The organism is Pseudarthrobacter sp. 902506025 (assembly GCF_040702325.1).
In the GTDB taxonomy this organism is placed as follows: Bacteria; Actinomycetota; Actinomycetes; order Actinomycetales; family Micrococcaceae; genus Arthrobacter.
The window spans coordinates 61440-85087 of sequence record NZ_JBFBKW010000002.1; the positions used below are offsets into that span (position 1 = coordinate 61440).

At 67.5% G+C, this 23648-nt stretch carries 22 protein-coding genes and 1 riboswitch; of the genes, 8 read left to right on the forward strand and 14 right to left on the reverse strand.

Going from position 1 to position 23648, the window contains the following annotated elements:
* Positions 1 to 10 precede the first annotated feature (10 nt).
* From AB0280_RS04090 to AB0280_RS04110, 5 genes are all read left to right on the forward strand, one after another.
* Positions 11 to 634, forward strand: a complete 624-nt coding sequence (locus AB0280_RS04090) for an ECF transporter S component (protein WP_018769981.1) — start codon at positions 11 to 13, stop codon at positions 632 to 634.
* Positions 634 to 2181: an ABC transporter ATP-binding protein gene (locus AB0280_RS04095; RefSeq protein WP_307491903.1), complete on the forward strand. Its 1548-nt coding sequence runs from the start codon at positions 634 to 636 to the stop codon at positions 2179 to 2181. The genes AB0280_RS04090 and AB0280_RS04095 overlap by 1 nt, the downstream gene beginning before the upstream one ends.
* On the forward strand, positions 2178 to 2978 hold the full coding sequence (locus AB0280_RS04100; protein ID WP_307491900.1) for an energy-coupling factor transporter transmembrane component T family protein: 801 nt from the start codon (positions 2178 to 2180) through the stop codon (positions 2976 to 2978). Before AB0280_RS04095 ends, AB0280_RS04100 begins: the two co-directional genes overlap by 4 nt.
* A 129-nt stretch (positions 2979 to 3107) precedes the next feature.
* Positions 3108 to 4631 (forward strand): UDP-N-acetylglucosamine 1-carboxyvinyltransferase, encoded by a 1524-nt coding sequence (locus AB0280_RS04105; protein ID WP_224023477.1) that lies wholly within the window; start codon positions 3108 to 3110, stop codon positions 4629 to 4631.
* Between the two features lie 69 nt (positions 4632 to 4700).
* The gene (locus AB0280_RS04110; protein WP_159630174.1) at positions 4701 to 5927 is read left to right on the forward strand and encodes a glutamate--cysteine ligase 2; all 1227 of its coding nucleotides are present in this window, start codon (positions 4701 to 4703) and stop codon (positions 5925 to 5927) included.
* Positions 5928 to 6013: 86 nt separating this feature from the next.
* Here AB0280_RS04110 and AB0280_RS04115 read toward each other — a convergent pair whose 3' ends face one another.
* The 4 genes from AB0280_RS04115 to AB0280_RS04130 form a co-directional block, all read right to left on the reverse strand.
* Positions 6014 to 7528, reverse strand: a complete 1515-nt coding sequence (locus tag AB0280_RS04115; protein WP_307491897.1) for an HNH endonuclease signature motif containing protein — start codon at positions 7526 to 7528, stop codon at positions 6014 to 6016.
* 64 nt (positions 7529 to 7592) lie between these two features.
* The gene (locus tag AB0280_RS04120) at positions 7593 to 8801 is read right to left on the reverse strand and encodes an O-succinylhomoserine sulfhydrylase (RefSeq protein WP_307491895.1); all 1209 of its coding nucleotides are present in this window, start codon (positions 8799 to 8801) and stop codon (positions 7593 to 7595) included.
* Positions 8802 to 9212 (reverse strand): rhodanese-like domain-containing protein, encoded by a 411-nt coding sequence (locus AB0280_RS04125; protein WP_224023473.1) that lies wholly within the window; start codon positions 9210 to 9212, stop codon positions 8802 to 8804.
* Positions 9209 to 9484 carry a DUF1737 domain-containing protein gene (locus tag AB0280_RS04130; RefSeq protein ID WP_224023471.1) on the reverse strand — a complete coding sequence of 92 codons (276 nt, stop codon included), beginning with the start codon at positions 9482 to 9484 and terminating at the stop codon, positions 9209 to 9211. The genes AB0280_RS04125 and AB0280_RS04130 overlap by 4 nt, the downstream gene beginning before the upstream one ends.
* 13 nt (positions 9485 to 9497) lie before the next feature.
* Positions 9498 to 9613, reverse strand: a riboswitch (SAM riboswitch).
* A gap of 168 nt (positions 9614 to 9781) precedes the next feature.
* Between AB0280_RS04130 and opgC the strand changes: the two genes are divergently transcribed.
* Positions 9782 to 12250 carry an OpgC domain-containing protein gene (opgC, locus tag AB0280_RS04135; protein ID WP_307491887.1) on the forward strand — a complete coding sequence of 823 codons (2469 nt, stop codon included), beginning with the start codon at positions 9782 to 9784 and terminating at the stop codon, positions 12248 to 12250.
* A 139-nt stretch (positions 12251 to 12389) separates the two neighbouring features.
* Here opgC and AB0280_RS04140 read toward each other — a convergent pair whose 3' ends face one another.
* Positions 12390 to 12644 (reverse strand): hypothetical protein, encoded by a 255-nt coding sequence (locus AB0280_RS04140; protein WP_159630184.1) that lies wholly within the window; start codon positions 12642 to 12644, stop codon positions 12390 to 12392.
* Between the two features lie 222 nt (positions 12645 to 12866).
* Here AB0280_RS04140 and AB0280_RS04145 point away from each other — a divergent pair, with 222 nt between their 5' ends.
* A complete protein-coding gene (locus AB0280_RS04145; RefSeq protein ID WP_307491883.1) occupies positions 12867 to 13571 on the forward strand; it encodes a TetR/AcrR family transcriptional regulator C-terminal domain-containing protein in 705 nt (234 codons plus the stop codon).
* A 38-nt stretch (positions 13572 to 13609) separates the two neighbouring features.
* On the opposite strand, the gene AB0280_RS04150 is transcribed toward AB0280_RS04145, so the two are convergent.
* Both AB0280_RS04150 and AB0280_RS04155 read right to left on the reverse strand, forming a co-directional pair.
* Positions 13610 to 14074, reverse strand: a complete 465-nt coding sequence (locus tag AB0280_RS04150) for a pyridoxamine 5'-phosphate oxidase family protein (protein ID WP_159630188.1) — start codon at positions 14072 to 14074, stop codon at positions 13610 to 13612.
* 59 nt (positions 14075 to 14133) lie between these two features.
* Complete coding sequence (locus AB0280_RS04155; protein WP_307491881.1) at positions 14134 to 15060, reverse strand: aminodeoxychorismate lyase; 927 nt, start codon at positions 15058 to 15060, stop codon at positions 14134 to 14136.
* A 94-nt stretch (positions 15061 to 15154) separates the two neighbouring features.
* Here AB0280_RS04155 and cls point away from each other — a divergent pair, with 94 nt between their 5' ends.
* Entirely contained in the window at positions 15155 to 16630 is a 1476-nt protein-coding gene (gene cls / locus AB0280_RS04160; RefSeq protein ID WP_370871809.1) for a cardiolipin synthase, read from the forward strand.
* Between the two features lie 48 nt (positions 16631 to 16678).
* On the opposite strand, the gene AB0280_RS04165 is transcribed toward cls, so the two are convergent.
* The 7 genes from AB0280_RS04165 to AB0280_RS04195 all read right to left on the reverse strand — a co-directional run bounded on the left by AB0280_RS04165 (position 16679) and on the right by AB0280_RS04195 (position 23595).
* Positions 16679 to 17944 carry a multidrug effflux MFS transporter gene (locus tag AB0280_RS04165; protein WP_307491880.1) on the reverse strand — a complete coding sequence of 422 codons (1266 nt, stop codon included), beginning with the start codon at positions 17942 to 17944 and terminating at the stop codon, positions 16679 to 16681.
* A gap of 143 nt (positions 17945 to 18087) precedes the next feature.
* A complete protein-coding gene (pabB, locus tag AB0280_RS04170; RefSeq protein ID WP_307491877.1) occupies positions 18088 to 20193 on the reverse strand; it encodes an aminodeoxychorismate synthase component I in 2106 nt (701 codons plus the stop codon).
* 33 nt (positions 20194 to 20226) lie between these two features.
* Positions 20227 to 20778, reverse strand: a complete 552-nt coding sequence (locus tag AB0280_RS04175; RefSeq protein ID WP_275180625.1) for a DUF2231 domain-containing protein — start codon at positions 20776 to 20778, stop codon at positions 20227 to 20229.
* A 91-nt stretch (positions 20779 to 20869) separates the two neighbouring features.
* Complete coding sequence (locus AB0280_RS04180) at positions 20870 to 21403, reverse strand: low molecular weight protein-tyrosine-phosphatase (RefSeq protein WP_159630198.1); 534 nt, start codon at positions 21401 to 21403, stop codon at positions 20870 to 20872.
* A 138-nt stretch (positions 21404 to 21541) separates the two neighbouring features.
* Positions 21542 to 22165 carry a LysE family transporter gene (locus tag AB0280_RS04185; protein ID WP_224023452.1) on the reverse strand — a complete coding sequence of 208 codons (624 nt, stop codon included), beginning with the start codon at positions 22163 to 22165 and terminating at the stop codon, positions 21542 to 21544.
* 81 nt (positions 22166 to 22246) lie between these two features.
* Entirely contained in the window at positions 22247 to 23065 is an 819-nt protein-coding gene (locus AB0280_RS04190) for a methyltransferase domain-containing protein (RefSeq protein WP_307491873.1), read from the reverse strand.
* A 29-nt stretch (positions 23066 to 23094) separates the two neighbouring features.
* Positions 23095 to 23595: a MarR family winged helix-turn-helix transcriptional regulator gene (locus AB0280_RS04195; protein ID WP_307491871.1), complete on the reverse strand. Its 501-nt coding sequence runs from the start codon at positions 23593 to 23595 to the stop codon at positions 23095 to 23097.
* Between the last annotated feature and the right edge of the window lie 53 nt (positions 23596 to 23648).

A 23648-nucleotide genomic window follows, 5' to 3' on the forward strand; every position in this document is an offset into this window, starting at 1 on the left:
GGAGGATCACATGAGTACTGCAGCAATCAAGAAGACCACCAGTAAGTCCTGGCGCGTCGTGGACATCGTCGTCGCCGCCCTGGTGGCCATCGCGGGCGGCGTCATTTTCTGGGCATGGGACCAGGGGGCCGCCGCACTGTCCGCCCCCATGAACGCCGCCTACCCGCCCCTGACCGGACTGCTCGCCGGCGGCTGGATGATTCCCGGGGTGCTGGGCATGCTCATCATCCGCAAGCCCGGGGCTGCCCTGTTCTGCGAGACCGTAGCCGCCACCGGCGAACTGCTGATGGGTTCCCAGTACGGCGCCTCGGTCCTGTTTTCGGGTTTCATCCAGGGCCTGGGCGCGGAAATCATTTTCGCGATCTTCGTCTACCGCAAGTTCAACCTTCCTGTATCGCTGCTGGCCGGCGCCGCGGCAGGGTTCTTCTGCGGCCTGAATGACTCGTTTGCCCCGTGGGGCTGGAACATTGCCTACTCCGGCGCGGACAAGCTCGCCTACATCGTGCTGACCACCCTTTCCGGGGCCATCCTGGCGGGCGCTTTGTCCTGGCTTGCCACCCGCGGCCTGGCCCGCACCGGCGTGCTGAGCTCCTTCGCGTCCCGCAAGGCTGCCACGGAGCCCGTCTTCTCCTGATGGCACCCTCCCAGGACGCCTCCGGCATGGTCCGGCCTGCCGCCATCGCCGCCCGCGGCTGGGGATGGCGGCACGCCGGCCGGGCCAAGCCCGCCGTCCACGGCCTTGACCTGGACATCGCCCCCGGGGAGCGGGTGCTCCTGCTGGGGCCCTCCGGCGCCGGGAAGTCCACGCTGCTGCACGCCCTTGCCGGCGTCCTGGGGGACATCAACGACGACGGCGAGGCAGGCGACGCCGACGAGTCCGGTTCGCTGCTGGTGGACGGGGCCCCGCCACGGGCACGGCGCGGCCGCGCCGGCCTCATGCAGCAGGACCCGGAGACCCAGGTGGTCCTGTCGCGGGTGGGGGACGACGTCGCCTTCGGCGCCGAAAACCTTGCGGTGCCCCGCGACGCCATCTGGCCGCGCGTTCACGAGGCACTTGCCGACGTCGGGCTCGCCCACCTCCCGCTGGACCACCCGACGTCGGCCCTCTCCGGCGGCCAAAAGCAGCGCCTGGCGCTGGCGGGCATCCTGGCGATGCGTCCCGGACTGATCCTGCTGGACGAGCCCACCGCCAACCTGGACCCGGACGGCGTGCTGGAGGTCCGCGACGCCGTGGCCCGCTCCCTGGACAAAACCGGGGCGACGCTGGTGGTGGTGGAGCACCGGGTGTCCGTCTGGAAGGACCTCGTGGACCGGATCGTGGTCCTGCAGCCCGGCTCCGCCGCGGATCCTGCAGTGCTCCTGGACGGGCCGCCGGACCGCGTCCTTACGGAGGCGCGGACCATGCTGGCCGCTGCCGGCGTGTGGGTGCCCGGGTATGTGCCGGCCACACGCGCCCGCGCCGCCGTCCCGGCTCCCGGTGCAGGCAGCCTCCTGCTGGCCGCAGAGCAGCTGGGCGTCTCCCGCGAACGCCCCCGCCGCAAAGGCTTCCGGAAGATCCCGCCGGTCCCGGTCCAGGAGGGCGTGGCCGCGCAGGTCCGTGCCGGGCAGGCCCTTGCCATCACCGGCGCAAACGGTGCCGGCAAGTCCACTTTCGCGCTGACCCTCGCAGGGCTGCTTGAGCCGGTGTCCGGAAAAGTGTCCGCGACGCTGGATCTCAGCCGCGGTGCCGGCATCGATCCGTACAAGTGGAAGGCCGAGCAGCTGATATCGCGGGTGGGCACGGTGTTCCAGGAGCCGGAGCACCAGTTCGTCACCGGAAAGGTGCTTGACGAGCTGCTCTTCGGCCCGCGGCACCTGGGGCACGGCGAGGACCGGGTTGAGGAACTGCTGGAGCGGCTGCGCCTTACCCAGCTGGTGGACGCCAACCCCTATACGCTCTCCGGCGGTGAGAAGCGGCGGTTGTCCGTGGCCACCGTCCTGGCCGCCAGCCCCCAGGTGCTGATCCTGGACGAGCCCACGTTCGGCCAGGATGCCAATACCTGGGCCGAGCTGGCATCGTTCCTGTCCGAGCTCCTTGATGCCGGCACCGCGGTGGTAGCCGTGACCCATGATGCCGAATTCACGGAGGCGATCGGCGGGGCGGAACTGCGGATGGCCGTGGCGGAAGCGGTGGCGCCATGAGGCAGCAACTCGCCTTGAGCGGCAACCACGCCCTCCTGGCCCGCGCCAACCCCTTGAGCAAGTTCGCGGCCGTCCTGCTCATCACGGCCGTCCTGGCGCTGTCCATCGACTGGGTGTCCGCGTCCGTGGCCCTGGTGTTCGAACTTCTGCTGTTTCCCCTGGCAGGGCTCACCTTGTCCCTGCTGTGGCAGCGCGGCTGGCCGCTGATCCTCGCCGCTGCCGTGGGAGGCTGGAGCACCTCCATCCTGGCACCGGACAGCGGCAGGATCCTGCTCGACGCCGGCATCTGGAGCATGAGCGAGGGTTCCCTCCAGCTGGGCATCGGATTCCTGCTGCGGGGTTTTGCGATCGCCCTCCCGGCGGTGCTCCTGATGAGCTGCACCGATCCCACCGACCTCGCCGACGCGCTCGCGCAGAAGGCACGCCTGCCGCACCGGTTCGTCCTGGGAACCCTGGCTGCGATGCGTTTGGTGGGGCTCATGGCCGAGGAATGGCAGACCATCGGGATGGCGCGGCGTGCCCGCGGCGTAGGTGCGCGGGGCAGCCTGGGGCAGCGGGTGAAGGCGACACTCGGGCAAAGTTTCGGGCTCCTGGTCCAGGCCATCCGCCGTGCATCGAGGCTCGCCGTCACCATGGAGGCGAGGGGTTTCGGCGGCGGCCGGCGGACCTGGGCCCGGGTGTCCACCTTCAGCCCGCTGGACCTCTGGGTGGTGGCAGGCGGCGTCCTGGTGGCCGGACTCGCCCTTTTCGCAGCTGTTACGGCCGGTACCTGGAATATGGTGTGGCTGGGGAGTTAAGCCACCCGCCCGGGGGACAGGCGGGGCTCCCTATCGCACCGAATGGGTACCGCCCTCCTGGAGCCCCCTTCCCCGCCCGCGGGTAGCTGCCACGAAGGCTGGATAACTCATTTATGATATATTCGCGGTATGACCCAGGAGACCGCTGAACACGTTGCCGCCATGCTGAGGGACGCCCGGAGCGAGAAAGGGTGGACCCAGGGGCAGTTGGCCGCCGAACTTGGCACCAGCCAGAGCGCCGTGGCCCGGATGGAACAGGGCAAGCAGAACCTGAGCCTGAAAATGATCCAGCGGCTGGAAAACATCTTTGACCGCAGCATCGTGAACGTGGCCAAGCCGCAGATGACCCACCTGCGGGTGGAAGGCGGCCGCACCCTGTCCGGAGCCGTCGACGTCAACAGCAGCAAGAACGCCGGCGTCGCCCTGCTGTGCGCCAGCCTGATCAACAGGGGCACCACCGTGCTCCGGCGCCTGGCCCGGATCGAGGAAGTCAACCGCATCGTCGAGGTTCTGACCAGCATCGGCGTCGAGTGCACCTGGCTCAATGACACGGATCTCCGCCTGCGCCGGCCTGCCGTCCTGGACCTGGACGCCATGGACGTGGACGCGGCACGCCGGACCCGCAGCGTCATCATGCTTCTGGGCCCCCTGCTGGATGAGTCCCGTGAGTACCGGCTTCCCTACGCGGGAGGCTGCGACCTGGGCACCCGGACCGTGGAGCCCCACATGCAGGCACTGCGCGAGTTCGACCTGTCAGTGGAGGCCACCGCAGGTTTCTACACCGTGCAGGCGCCGCCCGCCGATACCCGGGACCGCTCCTTCGTCCTCACCGAACGCGGGGACACCGTCACCGAAAATGCGATCATGGCCGCGGCGCACCGCGCCGGAACAACCGTGATCCGCAACGCCAGCCCCAACTACATGGTGCAGGACCTGTGCTTCTACCTGCAGATGCTCGGCGTCACCATTGAGGGCGTGGGCACCACCACGTTGAAGATCACCGGACAGCCGGAAATCGACGCCGAGATCGAGTACTTCCCCTCCGAGGATCCCATCGAGGCCATGAGCCTCATCACGGCCGGCATCGTCACCAACTCCGAGGTCACCGTGCGCCGGGTGCCCATCGAATTCATGGAGATCGAACTGGCCACTCTGGGCCAGATGGGGCAGAAGCTGGAGATTTCGGGCGAGTACATGGCCCGCAACGGCCGCACCCGCCTGGTGGACGTGACCACCAAGCCCTCCGAGCTGCGTGCCCCGGAGGACAAGATCCACCCCATGCCGTTCCCCGGGCTGAATATCGACAACCTGCCGTTCTTCGCCGTCATTGCTGCGAACGCCCACGGCCAGACCATGATCCACGACTGGGTGTACGAGAACCGCGCCATCTACCTGACGGAGCTGAACCGGCTCGGCGCGCAGGTGCAGCTCCTGGACCCGCACCGGATCTACGTCAACGGACCCACCAAGTGGCGCGCCGCCGAGGTGGGCTGCCCGCCCGCGCTCCGGCCTGCCGCCTGCCTCCTGCTGGCCATGCTCGCAGCGCGGGGTGTGTCCGAGCTGCGGAACATCTATGTGATCGAGCGTGGTTACGAGGACCTGGCGGAGCGGCTGAACACCATCGGCGCCAAGGTGGAGTACTTCCAGGACTGACCCATTCACGCTTCGTCATGAACGGCGGGCCACGGTTCCAATGGCCGCCCGCTGCCGCAGAATATTCGTATGCGTACATTTGGCGTAGAGGAAGAACTCCTGATCGTTGATCCGGAGTCCGGGGAGCCGCTTGCCCTGGCCGACGCCCTCCTCGCCAGCCACCGCGTCGCAGCCGACGATCTTCCCGTGGACCTGGATGGCCGCCATGCCGGCAACCAGGCGGATTACGACGACGAGATGGGCCTGAGTGCCGAGCTCAAGCTTGAGCAGATCGAGACGCAGACCCGGCCGTGCCGGGAGTACGGCGGCCTGCTGGAGCAGATCCGGGCAGGCCGGGCGCTGGCCGACCAGGCAGCCCGGAAGCACGGAGCCAGGGTGGCGGCGCTGGCCACCTCACCCGTGGCATCGCCCAGCCACACCACACCTGACCCGCGCTATGCCAGGATGCTGGAGCGCTTCGGCCTCACCGCCCAGGAACAGCTCACCTGCGGTTTCCACGTCCACACCTTCATCGAATCGCCGGAGGAAGGGGTGGCGGTCCTGGACCGCATCCGCGACAAACTGGCCGTCCTCACGGCGCTGAGCGCGAACTCGCCGTTCTGGAACGGCGTCCCCACCGGCTTCGAAAGCTACCGCACCCAGGCCTGGAACCGCTGGCCCACAGCCGGCCCGGCCGGCATCTACGGAACGTACCCTGCCTACCGCCGGGTGGTGACCCGGCTGCTGGACAGCGGCGTCATGCTCGACGAGGGCATGCTCTATTTCGACGCGCGGCTCTCCCGCAACCACCCCACGGTGGAGGTGCGGGTGGCGGACGTATGCCTCCGTGCCGGGGACGCCGCACTCATCGCCGTGCTGGTCCGGGCACTGGTGGAATCCGCCAGCCGGGAGTGGCGGGACGACGTGGACCCTGCGCCCGTTCCCACCGTCCTGCTGCGGATGGCGTCCTGGCAGGCCAGCAGCGCCGGGTTGAGCGGCGAACTGCTGGACTTTGGCAACTTCCGGCCGGCGCCGGCTGCGGATGTGGTGCGTTCCCTGGTGGATTACCTGGCCCCCGTCCTTGACGAACAGGGCGAGCTCGCATTGGCCCGCCAGGGGGTGGAGGACATCATCGCCCGCGGGACAGGGTCCGCTGAACAGCGCCGCGCCCGCGACAAGGCCCTGGCGGGGCAACCGCCGGAGGACATGGGGTTCGGCGCGGTGGTCCGGCAGGCCGTCCACCTGACCATGCGTGATGCGCTGGACCTTGCGGACGTGGCGGCCACGCCCGAGCTGCTGCGTGTCCGGCAGGCCTGACGGGGCAAGAGCCGCCAGGAGCAGACTTGTAGAACCTCAGGTGTCTTGTAGAACGGCAGGTGTAGAGACCCGCAGCGAAGCAGGTGCTAGGTAGCGAGGCGCTGTAGAACGACCTGTTCCAGCGGGCTTCGTTGCGCCGACAGGATGCCCGGGGGCCAGTGGGTTGGTTCTGGGTCCTGGTATTCGGCGTTGTAGTGCCGTCCCGTGGGTGAGGTCCAGCCGGGTGGTTCATTCTTGGTGGCGGGGTCGGGTGTCCATTGGCTGTGGTGTTTGAGCCGGTGGTGCTTGGGGCAGAGTTGGGCCAGGTTGCTGACGTTGGTGGTGCCGCCGTGTTGCCAGGCGGTGAGGTGGTCTGTTTCGTTATCGGGGGTGCGGTTGGCGCAGCCCCGGAAGGTGCACTTGGCATCGCGCATCCTGATCCAGCGTTTGATGGTTTCGGTGAGCCGGTAGTTTTTCCGGCCAATTTCCAGTGGTGCGCCGTCGCGGGGGTCGACCAGGACCCGGTAGAACGATTCCGCCCCGTCGGCGACAAGTTTGCGCGCCATGGACGCCGGGATCGGCCCGAAACCATCCAGTACGGCGGGTTCATCGGTCACGCCGAGGAGGGAGAACACCGGCACCATCACCAGGACGTCGGCCCGCGGCGCAGGGACCTTCCCGATCCCGGTGACACCCTGCGTGCCCTGAACGCCGGGGCCGGGACCGTCTTCCTCGGCGTGGGCGGCGGTCTCCCCGGCTGCGGGCTTCATGCCAACCCCCAGCAGCAGGGATGCTGCGATGTCGGGGCGGAGCTGGGTGAGGGGGCGGGGTTCGTCAGGGCCTTGGAGTCCGCGGGCGGTGGCGGTGGTCCGGTTCCAGATGGCGCAGGCGGTATCGCCGGGCAGGTAGAGGGAGATCCAGGCCATGCCGTCCTTGTCGGGGGTGTATTCCATCCGCCGGTCGGCCACGCCCTTTGCGTGGCGCTTCTCGATCGATTCCGGATGGTGGCGTTCCCGCCACCCACGGACCTTGGCCCGGAACCGTGACGGGACGAGCTCGCCGGGCGCGGCGCCGCGGGCGGGCTGGGGTGCAGCCGGGTCGAAGAAATGCGCCACCAGAGACGCCGCGCCCTCCGGGGTGAGGCCTTCAGTCTCATCGGCGACAATCCGGGCGTGCTGCCAGGACATCGCGCCCGCGGACAGGGCGTTCATAACGGGCGGCAGGGAGCAGATCCGCCGTGACTGCTTCACAAGGGCGCCCGCGGCTGCGGAGCTGATGGTCAGGACTCCGGCGATTTCCTCCACCACCGACATGTCAGCGTAAGTGCGATCCTGGACGGAGGCGTCCGGCGGCGTCATCGCCTGCTGGAACTCCACTGCCTCAGCAGCGGTCGCCGCTTTCACCGCGGCCAGTTGCGCCTCCAGCCGAGCCATAAGCTCCAGCCGTTCCAGCCGGATCCCATACCGCCGCTGCAAAACATCCGTACCGGCACCAATATCCACACCGGCACCACCATGAGCCCCGGCAGCAAGGAAAGAGTCCTCACGGTTCAGCGAATCGAGGGCGGCAACAGAGGCATCGATTGACGCCAGCACCACCCCGACACCACCGCCGATTCCCATACCGACATCATCCAACGAGGCACTGACATCTGTATTTGGCCACGCGGACCTGGTCCCGCCCCCGCTAGATCTGCTTCAGCGCCTGTTCCAGGTCGCGGAGGAGGTCCTCCGGGTCCTCGAGCCCCACCGAGAGCCGGACCACGCCGTCGCTCAGGCCGATGGCGGCCCGCCCCTCCGGGCCCATGGCGCGGTGGGTAGTGGTGGCGGGGTGCGTGATCAGGGACTTTGCATCACCGAGGTTGTTGGAGATATCGATGATCCGCAGCCCGTCCAGCAGTGCGAACGCCGCTTCCTTGCCCGTGCGTCCGCCGGAAGGAGCGAGCTCGAAGGTAAGGACAGTGCCACCTGCACTCATCTGCTTTGCCGCCAGCCCGTACTGCGGGTGCGACTTCAGGAGCGGGTACTTCACCCAGCTCACCGCCGGCTGTTCCTCCAGCCATTCTGCGAGCCGGAGTGCGGTCGCCGAGGAGTGGTTGACGCGCAGGCCCATGGTCTCCAGGCCCTTGGTCAGGACCCAGGCGTTGAAAGCGGAAAGCGCGGGGCCGGTGTGGCGCATCAGCTGCTTCACCGGTCCGTCGATGAATTCCTTGGTGCCCAGGATGGCTCCGCCCATCACCCGGCCCTGCCCGTCGATGTGCTTGGTGCCGGAGTAGACGATCACGTCGGCACCAAGGTCCCCGCAGCGCTGCAGCAGGGGAGTGGCGAACACGTTGTCCGCCACTACGGTGGCCCCGGCCGCGTGCGCCAGTTCGCTGACGGCGGCGATGTCCACGATCTCCTGCATGGGGTTCGACGGGGACTCGAAGAAGACGGCGGTGGTGGGCTTGGACAGGGCTTCGCGCCACTGGTCCAGGTCCGGGCCGTCCACGAAGACCGTCTCCACACCCCAACGGGGCAGGATCTCGTTCAGGATCACAAAGCACGAACCGAACAGTGACCGGGCGGCCACCACCCGGTCGCCCGCAGCCAGCAGGGCACCCAGCGCGGTGAACACGGCGGACATGCCCGACGCCGTCGCGAAACATGCTTCGGTGCCTTCGAGCAGCCTGAGCCGTTCCTGGAAGGTGGCCACGGACGGGTTGCCGTAGCGGGAGTAGACAAAGCGCTCGTCCTCGCCGGTGAAGGCCCGTTCAGCTGCCGCGGCGGATTCGTAGACGAACCCTGAGTTCAGGAAGATGGCCTCGGATGTTTCCTGGAAGTTGGAGCGGTCCAGGCCTCCGCGGACTGCCTGGGTGTCGGGGTTCCAGCCGGGGGCGTCTGGGTTGAAGGTCACTTAGTTCTTTCCGAGGTTGGTGGGGAGGCCGCGGTTCTTCCAGCCATTGACGGTCCGCTCGCCGTAGCGGTCGGGCTCGCCTTCGAAGCCCTCCAGCACGCTGTACGCGGTGAAGCCCGCCTGGGTGGCGGCAGTTGCGGCCGCGATGGACCGCTGGCCGGACCGGCACAGGAACAGCAGTTCCGCGTGGGGATCCTCCGGCGCCTGCTCCTGGAGGTCCTTGACGAAGTCCGGGTTGGGGATGCCTCCGGGGAAGGTCCACTGGATGAACAGGGGATCGTTGTCCGTGGCCTTGGTGTCCGGGATGCCGATGTGGGCCCATTCGCCCTCGGTGCGGACGTCCACCAGGATGGCGCCCTGCTCCAGCTTGGCCCAGGCTTCCTGCGGCGTCAGGTCTCCCGCGTAGCTCATGCGTGGCCCTCGCCGTCGAACTCGCCCTCAAATTCGGCATCGAGCTGGTCCACGGCGGTGGCCACGGCGGCGTCGGCGGAAGCGATCGCGGCCGGAAGGACGATTGCCTGCGCCACGATGACGGTGGTGCCGTTGAAGGTTGCCGCCGGGCTGCCGTGCAGGACGTAGCCATCGGCGAGTGCAGCGGAGATCCGCTCACAGAATTCACGGTTGTCCGCGCCCGTAATCAGGCGGTAGGACAGTCTTTCGTCAGGGGCGGGTGCGTCGGACACGACGGATCTCCTTCTCTCACGCTTGCAGCTCGAATCGGTCGATATGCCGAGTATTCACCTGAGGCACCCCGCCGCGAAAGGGAGGGTTGCCGACCGGCAAGTCAGGGCTTGGCGCCGGTACTCATTACTCCCCAAAAACGTAACACCTGCCGCGCCCGGCCGCATCGCCGCCGTCGTCATGTTCCGTAATTGAGCCGTCCGCGTCACGGCACGGGTTATGCCCACGGGCCGATAAAGTTCTTACCGGGGGCGCCGCCCCGTATCCAGAGCAATGAGTACCGGGGGGTCCTTGTCAGCATGCGGGCACACGTATCGCTCCACCACGCCGCCATCCGGCGGAACCGTCCGCGATCCATCGCAGCCTTTTTCGCCGCCGCGTTCATCGCCCTCCTGGCCCTGGTTGTCCCGGCAAGCCCGGCACACGCCGCGCCTGCTGCACCGGACAAGGGCAAGCCGTGGCTGGGGGCGGTCCTCGAGTGGGGCGAGGATACGGCCGCGGGCTTCAGCGACAGGCTGGGCGCCGGCCCCGCCGTCTTCGGCCACGACATCACCATTCCGTACCGCGAATCGGAGCGGAATGACATCGACGGCTTCCTGCAGCAGACTGCAGCCAAAGGCGCCCACGCCCTGCTCTCGGTGAAGCCGTCGGTGCCCCTGGACCAGCTCGGCTCCGCGGAGGCGGAAGCGTTCGCAGCCCAGGTCCGTGACCTGACATCGGGGTTCAAGGGCCAACTGCTGGTCCGGTTCGCCCCCGATATGAATGCCAGCTGGGTGGCTTGGGGCCAGCAGCCGGCCACGTACCGGCAGGCCTTCCAGGCCGTGGCGGCAGCCTTCAAGAAGGACGACGGCGGCCGGGCCGCCATGGTGTGGGCGCCTTACCTGGGCAAGGACTACCCCTTTGAACGGAACCGGAATGCCCCGCAGCCGGGAAGCGACGGGTTTTCCCTCCTGGATACGAACGGGGACGGGACCTGGAACGGAAGCGACAGCGCCTATGCCCCCTACTACCCGGGCGATGACGCCGTGGACTGGGTGGGCCTGACCGCCTATCACGACGACACTGCCGGCGGGGCCGCCGTCAACACGACGCCGCGTCCGGGCGAACTCCAGGAAATGCTGACGGCCTCCGGCGGCGAGAACTTCTACGGCACCTACGCCGAGGGACGCAAAAAGCCTTTCCTCCTCCAGACCTCGGCCTTCTACAGCCCTGCGTCCGGTGGGGCGCCCGAGGCGGACATCAAGACGGGTTGGTGGGATCAGGTGGTGGCCACTGCCACGTCACCCGCTTTCGCCGGGACGGCCGCCGTGGTGTGGGACGAACGGACCAGCACGCGGGATACCGGCGTGGCGAGCATCAGCTGGCTACTCACGGGAAGCCCGGATATTGCCAAGGCCGCCCTGGACAGGCTGAAGGCATCGCCGATGGTCACCGGCCCTGTCACGGATGTGGCGTCCACAGGCACCTACGTGCGGGCCAACACGCTTTCCGGCGCCGCCCCCTGGACCGTTGGTGCCGCCATGGTCATCCTCTTGGTGGCCCTGTGGCAGGTTCCCCGCCGGATCAACACCGCCACGTCCTGGAGCTACCAGGACCCTTCCACCAGGGATTCGCGGGTGGACCTGCTGCGCGGACTGGCCATTGTCTTTGTGGTGGTCAACCACTTGGGCATGGCCTCACTGTTCCAGCTGCTCACCCAGGAGGCGGTGGGCTTCGTGTCAGGCGCGGAGCTGTTCGTCCTGTTCTCCGGCCTGGTGGTGGGCATGGTGTACGGGCCCAAGGCCAAGGAGGACTTCGGCCGGGTGGTGGACCTGACGTCCCGCCGGGCTGGGAAGCTCTATGTGACCGCCCTGGCCGTGCTGATCGGCGTCTTCCTTCTTTCCCTGCTCCCGTTCTTCCACACTGAGGCCCTGACCACGTTCGTGGACCAGGGGACCGGCGGCGCGGGACACAGCGGTGCCGGCCGGACCTACGACCTCTACGCCGGCATGTCGTCGCTGTTCCAGTTCCCCGTGCCGCCGCAGGTGCTGCCGGCCATCGTGCTGCTGCAGTTCGGGCCTTGGCAGTTCAACGTCATGGGCCTGTATGTGGTGCTCCTGCTGGCCAGCCCGCTGATCCTTGCGGCGCTGAACCGCGGCAAGGCCGTCTGGGTTTTGCTGGCGACGTTCGCCGTGTACGCAGTGGGCGCCGTGACCCGGTTCAGGATCCTGCCATCCCAGTTTGAGGACTCGTTTCCGCTGCTGGTGTGGCAGGTGCTTTTCGTCCTCGGCCTGGTTGTTGGCTACTACCGCCGCAGCATTGTTGCGTGGTTGTCGGCGCACACGTGGGTGGTGGCGGCCTGCACTGCGGCAGCGTTTGCGCTGGCCTTCCTGTCCTGGGGGAATCCGTACCTGGCCAACAACTACGACGTCCGCCTGGCGCTCATGCCGGACGCCTCCTACCGGGCCATGTATGACGCACTCTTCGGCCGGACCTACCTGGCGCCCGGCCGGCTGTTCAACGTCCTGGTCCTGGTGGTGGCCGCCTACGCGTTCCTCAGCGCTTACTGGAAACCGGTGGAGCGTGCCCTGGGCTGGTTCCTGATTCCGCTGGGCCGCGCCACGCTGTATGTCTTCATCATGCATGTGGTGCTGATCGCCGTCGTCACAAACATCCCGGCGCTCCAGCAGCAGAGCATCTTCCTCAACACCGCGGCCTACGCCGTGGTCCTGGGCCTGTTGTGGGTGATGGTCCGCACCAGGTTCCTTTTCCGGATCATTCCCACCTAGGGATTCCCGCCTGGGGGATGGCTCCTTTGCCTGGTTCCAGGGTGCATCCGGACACGAAAATGCTGCGGCACAAAAGTGCCACAGCATGTGATCGTGCGCCGCTGGTTACCCTGCGGCCTGTTGGCAGCCCGGTGGGGCCTTAAACAAGCCGCGGGTAGCTGCTGAGGATGTAGTCCGCAGCGGCCGGCCCCTTCATGCGCAGTCCGTTGCGGCGAACCGAGACTTTGTGTTTCATGGCAGCCCAGAAACTGGACTCGGTGCCGGTGGGCTGCTCGTTGACGAAGCACCAGCTGGTGTACAGCCCGTACAGGCGGTCGCGGTCCAGGCTGGATTCCGAGGCATGGTCTGCGTAGGTGGCTTCGTGGAGGAAAAGATCAAACTGCGAATTGGCCATGAGGCGTCCCTTCGCTCGGTGCGTGGTGCCGCCGGTAGGCTCCAGCGGCGAACCTCGATGCCCTGCACAAGGTGGCAAAGGATTGTGTAGCCGCTTTCCTTGAGAGGTCCCGAAAAGCTCAAGAGTTCATCTTGTCTACGATGTAGACTTTACCTGTAGACCAGATATGAGGCAACCGTCCCAGTTACTTCGGGACGAGGGCCGCCAGTGAGGACCTTTGTGATGACTTCCGCCAACACTTCCCAGACCGGGCAGGCCAAAACGAGGCTGAGCAGGGACATTGTGCTGGCCAAGGCCCTGGAGTTGGTGGACGCCGAAAGCCTGGAGGCCCTGACCATGCGCCGGCTGGGGCAGGAACTCGGCCGGGATCCGATGAGCCTCTACCGCTACGCCGAGAACCGCGCCGCTCTGCTGGACGGGGTTACCGAGCTGGTACTCAACCAGCTCAGCATCCATCCATCGGACCCGGACTGGAAAGCCCAGCTGCGGAAGATCGCCCACAGCCTGCGGGCGCTCGCCCTGCAGCATCCCAATGTGGTTCCCCTGTTGGTCACGCGGCCCCTTTCCACGCCCCTGGGCCTTCGCCCCCTGGGCACGCTGCGGCCGCTGGAACAGATCCTGTCCCTGCTGGGCTCGGCAGGATTCGCGCCGGCCGATGCCCTCCACGTCTACCGCGCCTACTACGGCTTCCTCTACGGGCACATCCTGAACGAGCTGCAGGAGTACGTGGTGGATCCGGAAGAGAACGAGGTGCTGTTGCGCCTGGGGCTCCACCGTTTGCCGGCGAAGGAATTCCCCAAGCTGCGTGCCCTTGCTCCCGCCCTGGCAGAGTACGACGGCGAGGCGGAGCTTGACCAGGGACTTGGCATCCTGCTGTCCGGGCTGGAAGCACAGCTGTCACGGCAGGCGGCAGGCCCCGCCGCCTGACCCCGGGGGCTGCTGACCGCGGATTGCCCGGGGCGGCCCTATTCGAAGGACGCGCGGCGCCGGTCCTGCAGGCGGGTGTTCCAGATGTCCGGCCGGTTCACGCGGAACCGGCGCCCCGTCAGTGCTTTGGCGTTCAGCCGCACGTAGTGGGCCTTTTCGCCCGGCTGCCACGGTTCCAAGCCGAGTGCGTCCACGGCATCCTTCACGCCCTGGTCCTCGATGATTTCCGTTTCGCCGCGCACCACTACGCTCCAGGCCTGTTCCGATGCGGGGTCGTAGCCGTCTATTTCCAGTGCTGCCGGCCGTTCCATCCTGGCGCCCCAAAGCTTTGACCCGGGTGCGGTGCGGAAGACGATGCTGCGCAGGTGGACGGCGTAGTTCACGGGGAAAATCTCGGGATGCTCGTCCACCACGATGGCCAGCCTGCCCACCGCGTCATTGTCGAGGAGTTCCCAGCAGTCGTCGAAGGACAGGTTTTCAATCGGCAGGTTTCGCGAGTCCATGGTCCACACCTTACGGGTGATGCGGGAGTGGGAAAAGGGATTGCGCCGCTTGTTGCGGCCTAGTGGATGGCGGCGAAAAGTCCGCTCAACTCGGCGGTCAGTTCCTTCTGGACGGACGGAGTGCCGATTTCCTTGCCGTCGATCCGGTTTACGGGCGCCAGCAGGCGGACGCTGGAGATCAGCCAGACCGCGTCAGCGTCCATGAGGTCCCGGGGCTCCAGCGGACCGTAGCCCAGTTCCCAGCCCGCCGCCTTGGCGGCCGCGAAGAGGGCGCCCTGGGAGGTCCCGGCCAGGATGCCGCTGTCCAGCTGGGGCGTGATGAGGCGCTTCACTGTTGTGCCGTCGTCGGACTTCTCCACATGCGCAAGCAGCACCGTGGACGTGGGGCCTTCCAGCACGCGGCCATCGGAGGACAGGAAGATGACGTCGTCGGCGCCCTGTTTGTGGGCATGGCGCAGCGCTGCCATGTTGACGGCGTAGGAAAGGGTTTTGGCGCCGAGGAGCAGCCAGGGCGCCCGTTCGGCCACATCACTGTCGTAACCCCGGTCAAGGAGGATGACGTCGATGCCCGTTTCGCGCTGCCTGCGGCCGGCAGCGCCGGCCGGCGACGCCTGGACCCAGGCCGTGGGCGCCTCGCCTTCAACGCCGCGGGTGACCACCAGTTTGACCACCAGTTCATCGGCGGCGGGGTCTGCCGGCGGGTTCTCGGACCGGTGCCGGGCCACCGCCGCCGCAATAACGCGCCGCCATGCCTCCTGGTCCGGGATGGCCAGGTCCAGTGCCGCGGCGGAGCCCCCAAGCCGGTCCAGGTGCGCCTGCATCTTCCGCACCGTTCCACCAACAGCCAGCATGGTTTCGAAGACGCCGTCGCCGCGCGTGACCCCCAGATCCGTGACCAGCAGCTGGGGTTGGGTGGCATCGGCCACCCTGCCGTCGGGGAAAGCAGGATCGAGGAAGGCAAGAACCACGGGGGCTGGAGAGGTCATGGCACCAGCTTAGTGCTGTACCGCGGATAAGCTGGGCAGAGTGCACCGGCCGGAAGCCGTCCTCCGGAGCCCAATCTCCCCGGGGGTTTTAGACGTGTTGTGGCCTTTTTCGCTTGCCGGCACCGCGCCCACATGGGTGGTGGTGCTCCTGGGCTTCGCCGACCTGGCCATCAGGATCCTGGCGCTGGGCATCATTCCCGGCAACCGGCGCCCCACCACCGCCATGGCCTGGCTGCTGGGTATCTTCTTCATTCCGTTCGTGGGCATCGTCCTGTTCCTGCTGTTCGGCAATTTCCGCTTGTCCAGCCGGCGGCGCGCACAGCAGCAGCTGGTCAACGAACGCGTGCAGGCGGGCATCACCGCGCTTTCGGATGCGGAAAGCGACTACCCCGGCCCGGAGTGGGTGAAGTCCGCTGCTGAGCTCAACCGCACCCTGGGCTCGCTGCCCATGGTGGACGGAAACTCCGTGGACCTGATCCCCGGCTATCCGGATTCCATCCTGGAAATGACCAAGGCCGTGCGGAAGGCGAAGAAGTTCGTCAACGCCGAGTTCTACATCATGAGTTCGGACCACGTCACCAACGACCTGCTCACCGCCATGGAGGAAGCCGCCGAACGGGGCGTGGAGGTGCGGCTCCTGTTCGACCACATCGGAACGCTGCGCATCAAGGGGTACCGGAAGCTGCTCAACCGCCTCCGCGCGGGCAAGATCCAGTGGAAGCGGATGCTGCCCCTCCTGCCCATCCACGGACAGTGGCGCCGCCCTGACCTGCGGAACCACCGCAAGATCATGGTGATCGACGGCGAGATCGCCTTCACGGGTTCGCAGAACCTGATCGAGCCCTCCTACAACAACCCGCGGCACCGCAAGGCCGGCCGTGAATGGGTGGAACTGATGGCGTGCCTGCGCGGCCCCATCGTGACCACCCTGAACGTCGTCTTCGCCACCGACTGGCTGAGCGAGACCGACGAGTCGCTGGAACACCAGCTGCAGCTCCCGGCGAACCCGGAACCCGGCACCGTCACGGCCCAGGTGGTTCCCAGCGGTCCGGGGTTCATTACGGAGAACAACCTCCGGCTCTTCAACACCCTCATCTATTCGGCCCAGCACCGGATCTCCATCTGCAGCCCCTACTTCGTGCCGGACGACTCGCTGCTCTATGCCATCACCACCGCGGCCCAGCGCGGCGTGGATGTTGAACTGTTCGTCTCGGAGAAGGGGGACCAGTTCCTGGTCCACCACGCCCAGCGGTCCTATTACGAGGCACTCCTCGAAGCCGGGGTGCGGATCTACCTCTACAAGGCCCCGTTCGTGCTGCATGCCAAGCACTTCACCATCGATGACGAGGTAGCGGTCCTGGGGTCCAGCAACATGGACATGCGGTCCTTCTCGCTGAACCTGGAGGTGTCCGTGATGCTGCTGGGTGAGGACATCGTGAACAAGATGCGGGCGGTGGAGGACACCTACCGGGACATCTCCCACGAGCTCAAGCTCGCGGACTGGCTCAACCGGCCGCTCGCGGCCCGGTACGTGGACAACGTGGCCCGGCTGACGGCCACTGTCCAGTAGGCCACTGTCCAGTAAGACCTGTCCAGTAAGACACCGTCCAGTAAGTTGTCAGTCGGCACTGACCCGCTGCCCGTCGCCGTGCCCGGCGTGCTCGGGCCAGCCGCCGTTGCGGTAGGCCGGCGTTCCCAGGGCAAGCACCAGCACCGCCACGGTGCAGCTGCCGATCATGACGCTGGCCATCGACAGGGAATTCCCGCCCAGGAGTCCAACCAGGGGGCTCACCAGTCCGGCGACCCCGGACTGCAGGGCCCCAATGACAGCCGCCGCCGTTCCCGCCATGTGGCCGTAGTTGTGCAGCGCGAGTACGGAGGCGTTCGCCGGGATCATGCCCTGGGCTGACAGGACCAGCCACAGGCCGGCCACCAGGCCGGCCGCGCCGCCGGCACCCGTGGCCACCACACCGAGCAGCACCAGGGCCAGGCTCAACTGGACCAGGAGGGCGGTGCGCAGGATGCGGACGGGCGGGAACTTCCGGACCAGGGCGGCGTTGAGCTGGGCCGAGAGGACAAGTGCGGCGCCGTTGAGGGCGAAGACGAGGGCGAACTGCTGGGCGGTGAGGCCGTATTCGTTCTGGAAGACGAAGGGCGAACCCACCACGTAACTCATGATCAGGGCCAGCCCCAGTCCGGGGATGACGGCCAGCGCCATGAAGTGCCTGTCCCGCAGCAGCACCCAGTAGGCCCCCGCCACGTGCCGGGGGTGGCCCGGGCTCCGGCTGTCCCCGGGCAGCGTTTCCGGCATGAACTTCCAGACAATTGCCACCAGGACCAGCCCGATGAGTGCCAGTGCATAGAAGACGGCGCGCCAGTTCCAGAGCCCGGCGATGGCCTGGCCCACGGTGGGGGCCAGGAGCGGAGCCACGCCGATGACCAGCATCAGCCGCGACAGCAGCTGGGCGGCGTCGGAGCCGACGAAGCGGTCGCGGATCACCGCGAGTGCCACCACGGCAGCGGCGGCGTTGAAGAAGCCCTGCAGGACGCGCAGCCCTGTCAGCGTTTCGATGTTGGGCGTCAGGGAACACAGCAGCGAGATGGCTACGTGCAGCGAGATGCCGATGAGCAGCGGAAGCCGCCGGCCGAACCGGTCCGAGAACGGGCCGATCACCAGTTGCCCGATTCCGCCGCCCACCAGGGTTCCGGACAGCGTCAGCTGGACAGCGGTCTGGGTGGTGTGGAGGTCGGCCTCGACGGCGGGCAGTGAGGGCAGGTACATGTCCGTGGTGAGGGCGGGGAGCGCGGCCAGGGCGCCAAGCATGAGAACGTACTTGACGCTGCGCGGTGCCTTGCTGGTCTGGGGAGGGGACGGTTCCGTCACGCGGCATACCTAACTTGTGTGGAAGCACCCAGGGATGGGTCCGCCGCCTGGCTTGGGCGGTTCAGCTAGGTCAGGGGCGTACCCCCGGGGGCGTCTTCCTAAACGGGCGTCCGCGGAGTGGATGCCCCAGGGAGCCGATGGCGTCAGTCGCCGGGGAATGCGGCGCCAAGGGTGGAGAGGACCCCGTAGGCCTTGGTGCGTATTTCGTCGTATTCGTCGTCCGGGACGGAGTCCGAGGTGATGGCACCGCCGACGCCGAGCGAGAGTTCAGCCGTCCCGTCCCCGGCCGTGCTGATCACCAGTGTCCTGATGGCGACGGCGAGGTCGGCCGCCGCGTTGAGTGAGAAGTAGCCGATGGCCCCCGAGTACAGTCCGCGCGGACCTGCCTCCAGGTGGTCCAGGATGGCCATGGTGCTGATCTTGGGGGCGCCGGTCATGGAGCCGGCCGGGAAGCACGCAGCGACTGCCTCGGCCCGCGGTGCGCCCGGGAGGAGGCGGGCGTCAATGGTGCTGACCATCTGGTGGACCGTGGCATAGCTCTCGATCGCGCAGAGCCGGCTGACCGTCACGGAACCGGGCTCCGCGAAATGGCTGAGGTCGTTGCGCAGCAGGTCCACGATCATGATGTTCTCGGCCCTGTCCTTCAGGGATGTGGCCAGGTCCGCGCGCAGCCGGCTGTCCTCCTGCGGATCGGCAGCCCGGCGCCGGGTGCCCTTGATCGGTTCGGCGCGCATGCCGCCGTCGGACGCGATCCTTAGGAACCGCTCGGGCGAGGTGCTGGCCACGGCAAGGTTTCCCAGCCGGAGGTAGCTGGCAAAGGGGGCCGGGTTCCTCCGGCGCAGCGCGAGGTAGGTGGTCCACGCATCCAGCGACGCTGCCTGCACCCTGGCTTCGAGCGTGGTGGTCAGGCAAACCTCATACGTGTTTCCCTGGGCGATCTGGTGCTGGGCGGCGGTGATCTTCTCCCGGTACCGCGCACCCGTGTCCCGGCTGCGGAAGGCCGGCGCTGTGGAAAGCGCGACGCCGGTGCTGCCGCCGGCTTGCGCTGCCGGGCCGTCCGACGGCGGCCCTGCGCCGCCGCTGGCGGCTTCCACCGCTGCCCTGGCCTGCGCCAGCCACTCGCCGGCGTCGGAGGCGTCCAGGGCAAGGAGCCAGGCGGCGCCTTCGGCATGGTCCAGGACCACGGCCCGGCCGGCGAAGATCAGGGCAGCATCCGGCGTGGGCGCGGACAGGTCGCTGCCGCCCGTTTCACGCTTCAGCTCGTAGCCCAGGCAGCCGAGCCAGCCCAGGGTGAAATCGCAGGGATAGCCGTCCGGGGTGCGTACGGCCCGGCGCCCCCAGACGGTATCCAGCCAGCGGAAGAAGGGGCCGGGGACCCTGGCAGCGGAGGAGCCCGTGCTGATCAGGCTCACCCCCGAACGGTGCGTCACGAACTGTCCGAAGGTGCCGGCGTCGTCCGCCATGATGCTGAACCTGCTGCGCTCCGCAGCAGTCCGGGCCGCCGGGTCTGCGCTGTCTTCTCCGGCGCTGCCCGGGACGGCGTCAGCATTGGAGGAATCAAGCCAGACGGCATTGGCCGACCGTCCGTACAGCGACTGGAACAGTGCCGGTGCGTCCGGGAGGGCGTCCAGGCGCTCGGCATGGAGCCGAAGTCCGCGTCGTGCGGACAGCTCCGGGGCCAGGACAGGCGCCAGGGCCGGCAGGCAGGGGAGGAGCTTCAGGAGGTCCGCCGGGGCTGATCCGTCAGCGAGGTTCTGGACGCGAAGGTCTGCGTGGGCGGGGACGTCGTCGCGGCCCAGCCACTCTTCTTCCTGGGCGGCCCACTGGTCCCAGTACGGCTCATAGGTTTCGCCGTCGCGGCCCAGAGCCCGCGTCCGGCGGACGTCGTCCGGAGACTCGGCCCAGATGACGGCGCCAAGCATGGGCCGGGCTGCCTCGGCGGCGGCCCCCACTCCCTCCACGATGACGATCTCCGCGGGCAGCGTGACCCGGGACTCGCCGTCGTAATGGTTCCCCCAGTCCCAGCTGGTCCAGGTGGCCGCCTCGCCACGGCTCAACGGCGCGAGGACCGTGCTGACATAGCGCTCCACGCCTGCCGCCAGCCCATCCCACCCCGGGTAGATGTCCTCAAGGTGGAACAGGGACACCTTGTGGTGCGCGCGGAGCCGGGCCGCGAGTTCGACGGCGAGGGTTGTCTTTCCTGCGCCGGAGCGCCCGTCGACGGCGATGATGACGGGGGCTGGGATCATGGACTAGAGCGTACCGTTTTCCGTTGGCCGCTTTCATCCATGAATGACACCGTGCCGTGAGGCATGGCGGCCGCTGCTGAGGTGGCCGCCCAGGAACCCGCTTACCAGCAGCAGGACGGCCCCCGCCCGCGCCAGCCGCACGCCCAGCCGGTGGTTTCCGCGGGACCGGGCCCGCCAGGAGGCGAGGTACACCAGGGTGGCTGCGGCGTTGGCGGCGGCGTGCACAATCCCCACGCGCTTCAGGCCGCGGTCTTTGCCGGACCAGGTTGCCCAGCCGGACAGGGCGGTGGGAACGGCGGTGATGACGCCGAGGGCCACCAGCCGCTGGGCGGAGCGGCGGGAAGCCTGGTCGTCAAAGAAGTCCAGGAACACCGCCGACCACCAGGCGCCAAAGGGTGCGTCGGTAAGGATGGTGTGCAGCGGAATGCCCGTGGTGTCGCCGCGGACCAGGCTGCGGACGTTGGGCTGCGCCATGAGGCGGGACGCCAGCGGTTCTGCGGCCTTGACGGCAGCGTCCAGGGGTTTCGCCTCCTCAAGGCTGCCAAGGAGACGGGTGTACCTGCCGGTGCTGGGTGCGGCGTGCATGCAGCACAAAATACTCCAGCTGCTGCCGGATTGCACCGTGTTTTCCTGCCCCGCTATCGCGCCCGGACACTGCTGTCGCGCCCGGACACTGCTAGTGCGGCTGAAGCTGCGTGTTCTGCAGGACCGCTGCCCTGATGTGCTGGACCAGGCCCGGCAGCGCCGTGTGGATCTGGTGCCAGACGGCGTCGAAATCCGCATGCCCGCCGTACCAGGGGTCCTCGATGCCCTGCTCCAGCCGGTCCCTCCCGGCCATGGCGGGATCGAAGCTGCGGAGCATCCGGATCTTGTCCAGGGACTCCTGGTCCGGGGCGGCTTCGCTAAGCCACGCGTAGTGGTCAATGTCCAGGGCCAGGATCAGGTCGCGCTCGCGGAACCACTCCGGCTCCCACTCCCGGGCCACGTGGTGTTCCGATGCCAGTTGCGTCACTGCGAGGCGGCGTGCGGCGCGGGGATCGATGGGCCGGCCGGCCTCGTACCCGGTGGTGCCCGCGGAATCCACTTCCACCAGCCCGTCCAGGCCCTCGCGTTCGAGCGCTGCCTGGAGCATGAGCTCGGCCATGGGGGACCGGCAAATGTTGCCCGTGCAGACAGTGATGACGCGGTATGCGCTCGACGTTGAGGTCATGGAACTAAGCATGCGCGCTTCCCATCACCTTTGGCTAGCCGCCTGTTCACAAAGTTTTACGGGCTTGTAAAGAAGCATTACTGCGCGTGAAAAGGGTACCTGCACCTGTGGCGGAAAGCCCTGTCATGAATCAGCCCGTCAGTGGATCAGGGCCAGCAGGATGCCCACCCCAACGAACAGGGCGCCGAACACCCTGCTGAGGACCAGTTGGCCCCGTTCCGTGCTGGTGAAGCGCTGGAATGACCTGGCGGCGGCGGCAAAGAAGAACCACATCACCAAAATATCGATGACCACAATGGTGGCCGTCAGCACGGCGTACTGGGTGAACAAGGGCTGTTCCGGGCGGATGAACTGGGGGGTGAAAGCCAGGAAGAACACGATGGCCTTCGGGTTCAGCAGGTTGACCCAGAAGCCGCGCCTAAAGATGGACCAGGCGGGTTCGTTCCGGAGGGTGGCGGCCTGCTCCTGGGCCACCGATGGCTTGCTGAGGAACTGGCGGATGCCCAGGTACACCAGGTAGGCCGCGCCCGCGTAGCGGATGACGTTGAAGGCAACGGGCGAGCTGGCCACCAGCACGCCAACGCCGAGGGCGACAATCAGGACGTGCACCACCAGCGCCGCCTGCTGGCCCAGGATTCCCCACATTGACCGGCGGAACCCTGCGTTCAGCGAGTTGCTCATGGTGTTGATGGCCCCGGCGCCCGGGGTAAAGCTGATCAGGGCGCCGGCACCCGCAAGGGCCAGCCACAGGGAAAATTGCACTACACAATTTTACGGGGCCAAAAGCACCTCTTTCCGTCGGTCGCCGGGGACAGTGGGCCACGGCTGGGCGGACACCGCAACCTAGGCCCGCGCGATGACCTCACCGTTCGGGATCAGGAACCAGCCGTCGTCCGTGGAGCCCCAGCGGTGCCATCCCGCCGAGATCCGGGCAAGGTCGGCCGCGTTGGCGAATCCGTACTCCAGTGCCTGCTCGGCGAAGGCGGAATGCAGCACCCGCTCACCCCAGACACGTGCCTGCCAGCGGCGCTGCTGCGCCGTGGCGTAAAGCCAGTTGCTGCTGGTGGGGGCGACGTCGGTGAATCCCGCAGACTGGGCCCAGCTGACCAGCCGCCGCCCGGCGTCGGGCTCTGCTCCGTTGCGCCGGGCAATCCGCTGGTAAAGGTCCATCCACTCGTCCAGCTCCGGGATCTCCGGGTACCAGCTCATGCCGTGGAAGTCTGCGTCCCGGACGGCCACGATGCCGCCGGGCTTGGAGACGCGGCGCATCTCGCGCAGTGCCTCGACGGGGTCGGTCAGGTGCTGGAGCACCTGGTGGGCGTGGACGACGTCGAACGTTTCATCGGCGAAGTCCAGGTCGTAGATGTTGCCTGCCACGAATTCGATGTTGGGCACTTCCCGCTCGACGGCGAGTGCCTGGGCCTGTGCCACGATGTCCGGCGAGCGGTCCAGGCCGGTGACCTTGCCGGGGTCGACCAGGGCTGCGAAGTCGCAGGTGATGGTGCCAGGCCCGCACCCGACGTCGAGCAGGGTGGATCCCGGCGTGAGGTAGGGGAGGACGAACGCGGCCGAATTTTCGGCAGTCCTGGCGGCGTGGGCGCGGACTACGGACTCGTGGTGGCCATGCGTGTAGACGTCGTCTTCAGGCTGCTGGTCGCTCATAACCAAACGCTACCCCTCGGGAGCGGGAGCTACCCGGATTCTGTCCTTGCCGCCACGGTGGCGTCGATCATCGCCGTCATGAAGCGGGTGACGGTATCCAGCTCCTCTTCCGTGAACCCGGCCATGGCACTGCCCATGTGCTGCGCCAGCGGGGCGAAGATGGCGCCGCCCTCCTGGAAGGCCTTGGGGGTCATCTTCAGCTGGACCTGCCGCCGGTCCGTGCTGTGCCGCTCCCTGACCACGTGCCCGGAGTTGTCCAGCCTGTCGATCAGTGCCGTGGTGGCGGGGGAGCTAAGGTTCAGTTCTTTCCGCAGCAGCCCGGGCGTCACCACGTTGCCCCTGGCGGTGTGGCGCATGATCACGGCGAGTGCGTTCATGTCCGTGCGGTGCATGTCCTTGCGGTCCCCGGCGGCATCCACGTACCGGTTCGCCTCGATGGTGAACTCCTGCAGGATCCGCAGCAGCGGATGGCCGAACTGCGGTCCCGCCTGCTCGAAGGGGGATGGCTGGGGAGTGATCGTCTCTGCCATCTCCACCTCCCTTGTCTTTGTTCACGGCCCATTTCCTGCGCCGGCGTCCTGAC

What these genes read in the sequence shown, in the direction of transcription:
- AB0280_RS04115 (WP_307491897.1), bottom strand. Translation starts at nt 7,528, where the DNA reads ATGGGAATCGGCGGTGGTGTCGGGGTGGTGCTGGCGTCAATCGATGCC.
- pabB (WP_307491877.1), bottom strand. Translation starts at nt 20,193, where the DNA reads ATGATCCCAGCCCCCGTCATCATCGCCGTCGACGGGCGCTCCGGCGCA.
- AB0280_RS04100 (WP_307491900.1), top strand. Translation starts at nt 2,178, where the DNA reads ATGAGGCAGCAACTCGCCTTGAGCGGCAACCACGCCCTCCTGGCCCGC.
- AB0280_RS04145 (WP_307491883.1), top strand. Translation starts at nt 12,867, where the DNA reads ATGACTTCCGCCAACACTTCCCAGACCGGGCAGGCCAAAACGAGGCTG.
- AB0280_RS04175 (WP_275180625.1), bottom strand. Translation starts at nt 20,778, where the DNA reads ATGCACGCCGCACCCAGCACCGGCAGGTACACCCGTCTCCTTGGCAGC.
- AB0280_RS04195 (WP_307491871.1), bottom strand. Translation starts at nt 23,595, where the DNA reads ATGGCAGAGACGATCACTCCCCAGCCATCCCCCTTCGAGCAGGCGGGA.
- AB0280_RS04095 (WP_307491903.1), top strand. Translation starts at nt 634, where the DNA reads ATGGCACCCTCCCAGGACGCCTCCGGCATGGTCCGGCCTGCCGCCATC.
- AB0280_RS04090 (WP_018769981.1), top strand. Translation starts at nt 11, where the DNA reads ATGAGTACTGCAGCAATCAAGAAGACCACCAGTAAGTCCTGGCGCGTC.
- AB0280_RS04140 (WP_159630184.1), bottom strand. Translation starts at nt 12,644, where the DNA reads ATGGCCAATTCGCAGTTTGATCTTTTCCTCCACGAAGCCACCTACGCA.
- opgC (WP_307491887.1), top strand. Translation starts at nt 9,782, where the DNA reads ATGCGGGCACACGTATCGCTCCACCACGCCGCCATCCGGCGGAACCGT.
- AB0280_RS04190 (WP_307491873.1), bottom strand. Translation starts at nt 23,065, where the DNA reads ATGAGCGACCAGCAGCCTGAAGACGACGTCTACACGCATGGCCACCAC.
- AB0280_RS04150 (WP_159630188.1), bottom strand. Translation starts at nt 14,074, where the DNA reads ATGGACTCGCGAAACCTGCCGATTGAAAACCTGTCCTTCGACGACTGC.
- AB0280_RS04180 (WP_159630198.1), bottom strand. Translation starts at nt 21,403, where the DNA reads ATGACCTCAACGTCGAGCGCATACCGCGTCATCACTGTCTGCACGGGC.
- AB0280_RS04110 (WP_159630174.1), top strand. Translation starts at nt 4,701, where the DNA reads ATGCGTACATTTGGCGTAGAGGAAGAACTCCTGATCGTTGATCCGGAG.
- AB0280_RS04125 (WP_224023473.1), bottom strand. Translation starts at nt 9,212, where the DNA reads ATGAGCTACGCGGGAGACCTGACGCCGCAGGAAGCCTGGGCCAAGCTG.
- AB0280_RS04155 (WP_307491881.1), bottom strand. Translation starts at nt 15,060, where the DNA reads ATGACCTCTCCAGCCCCCGTGGTTCTTGCCTTCCTCGATCCTGCTTTC.
- AB0280_RS04105 (WP_224023477.1), top strand. Translation starts at nt 3,108, where the DNA reads ATGACCCAGGAGACCGCTGAACACGTTGCCGCCATGCTGAGGGACGCC.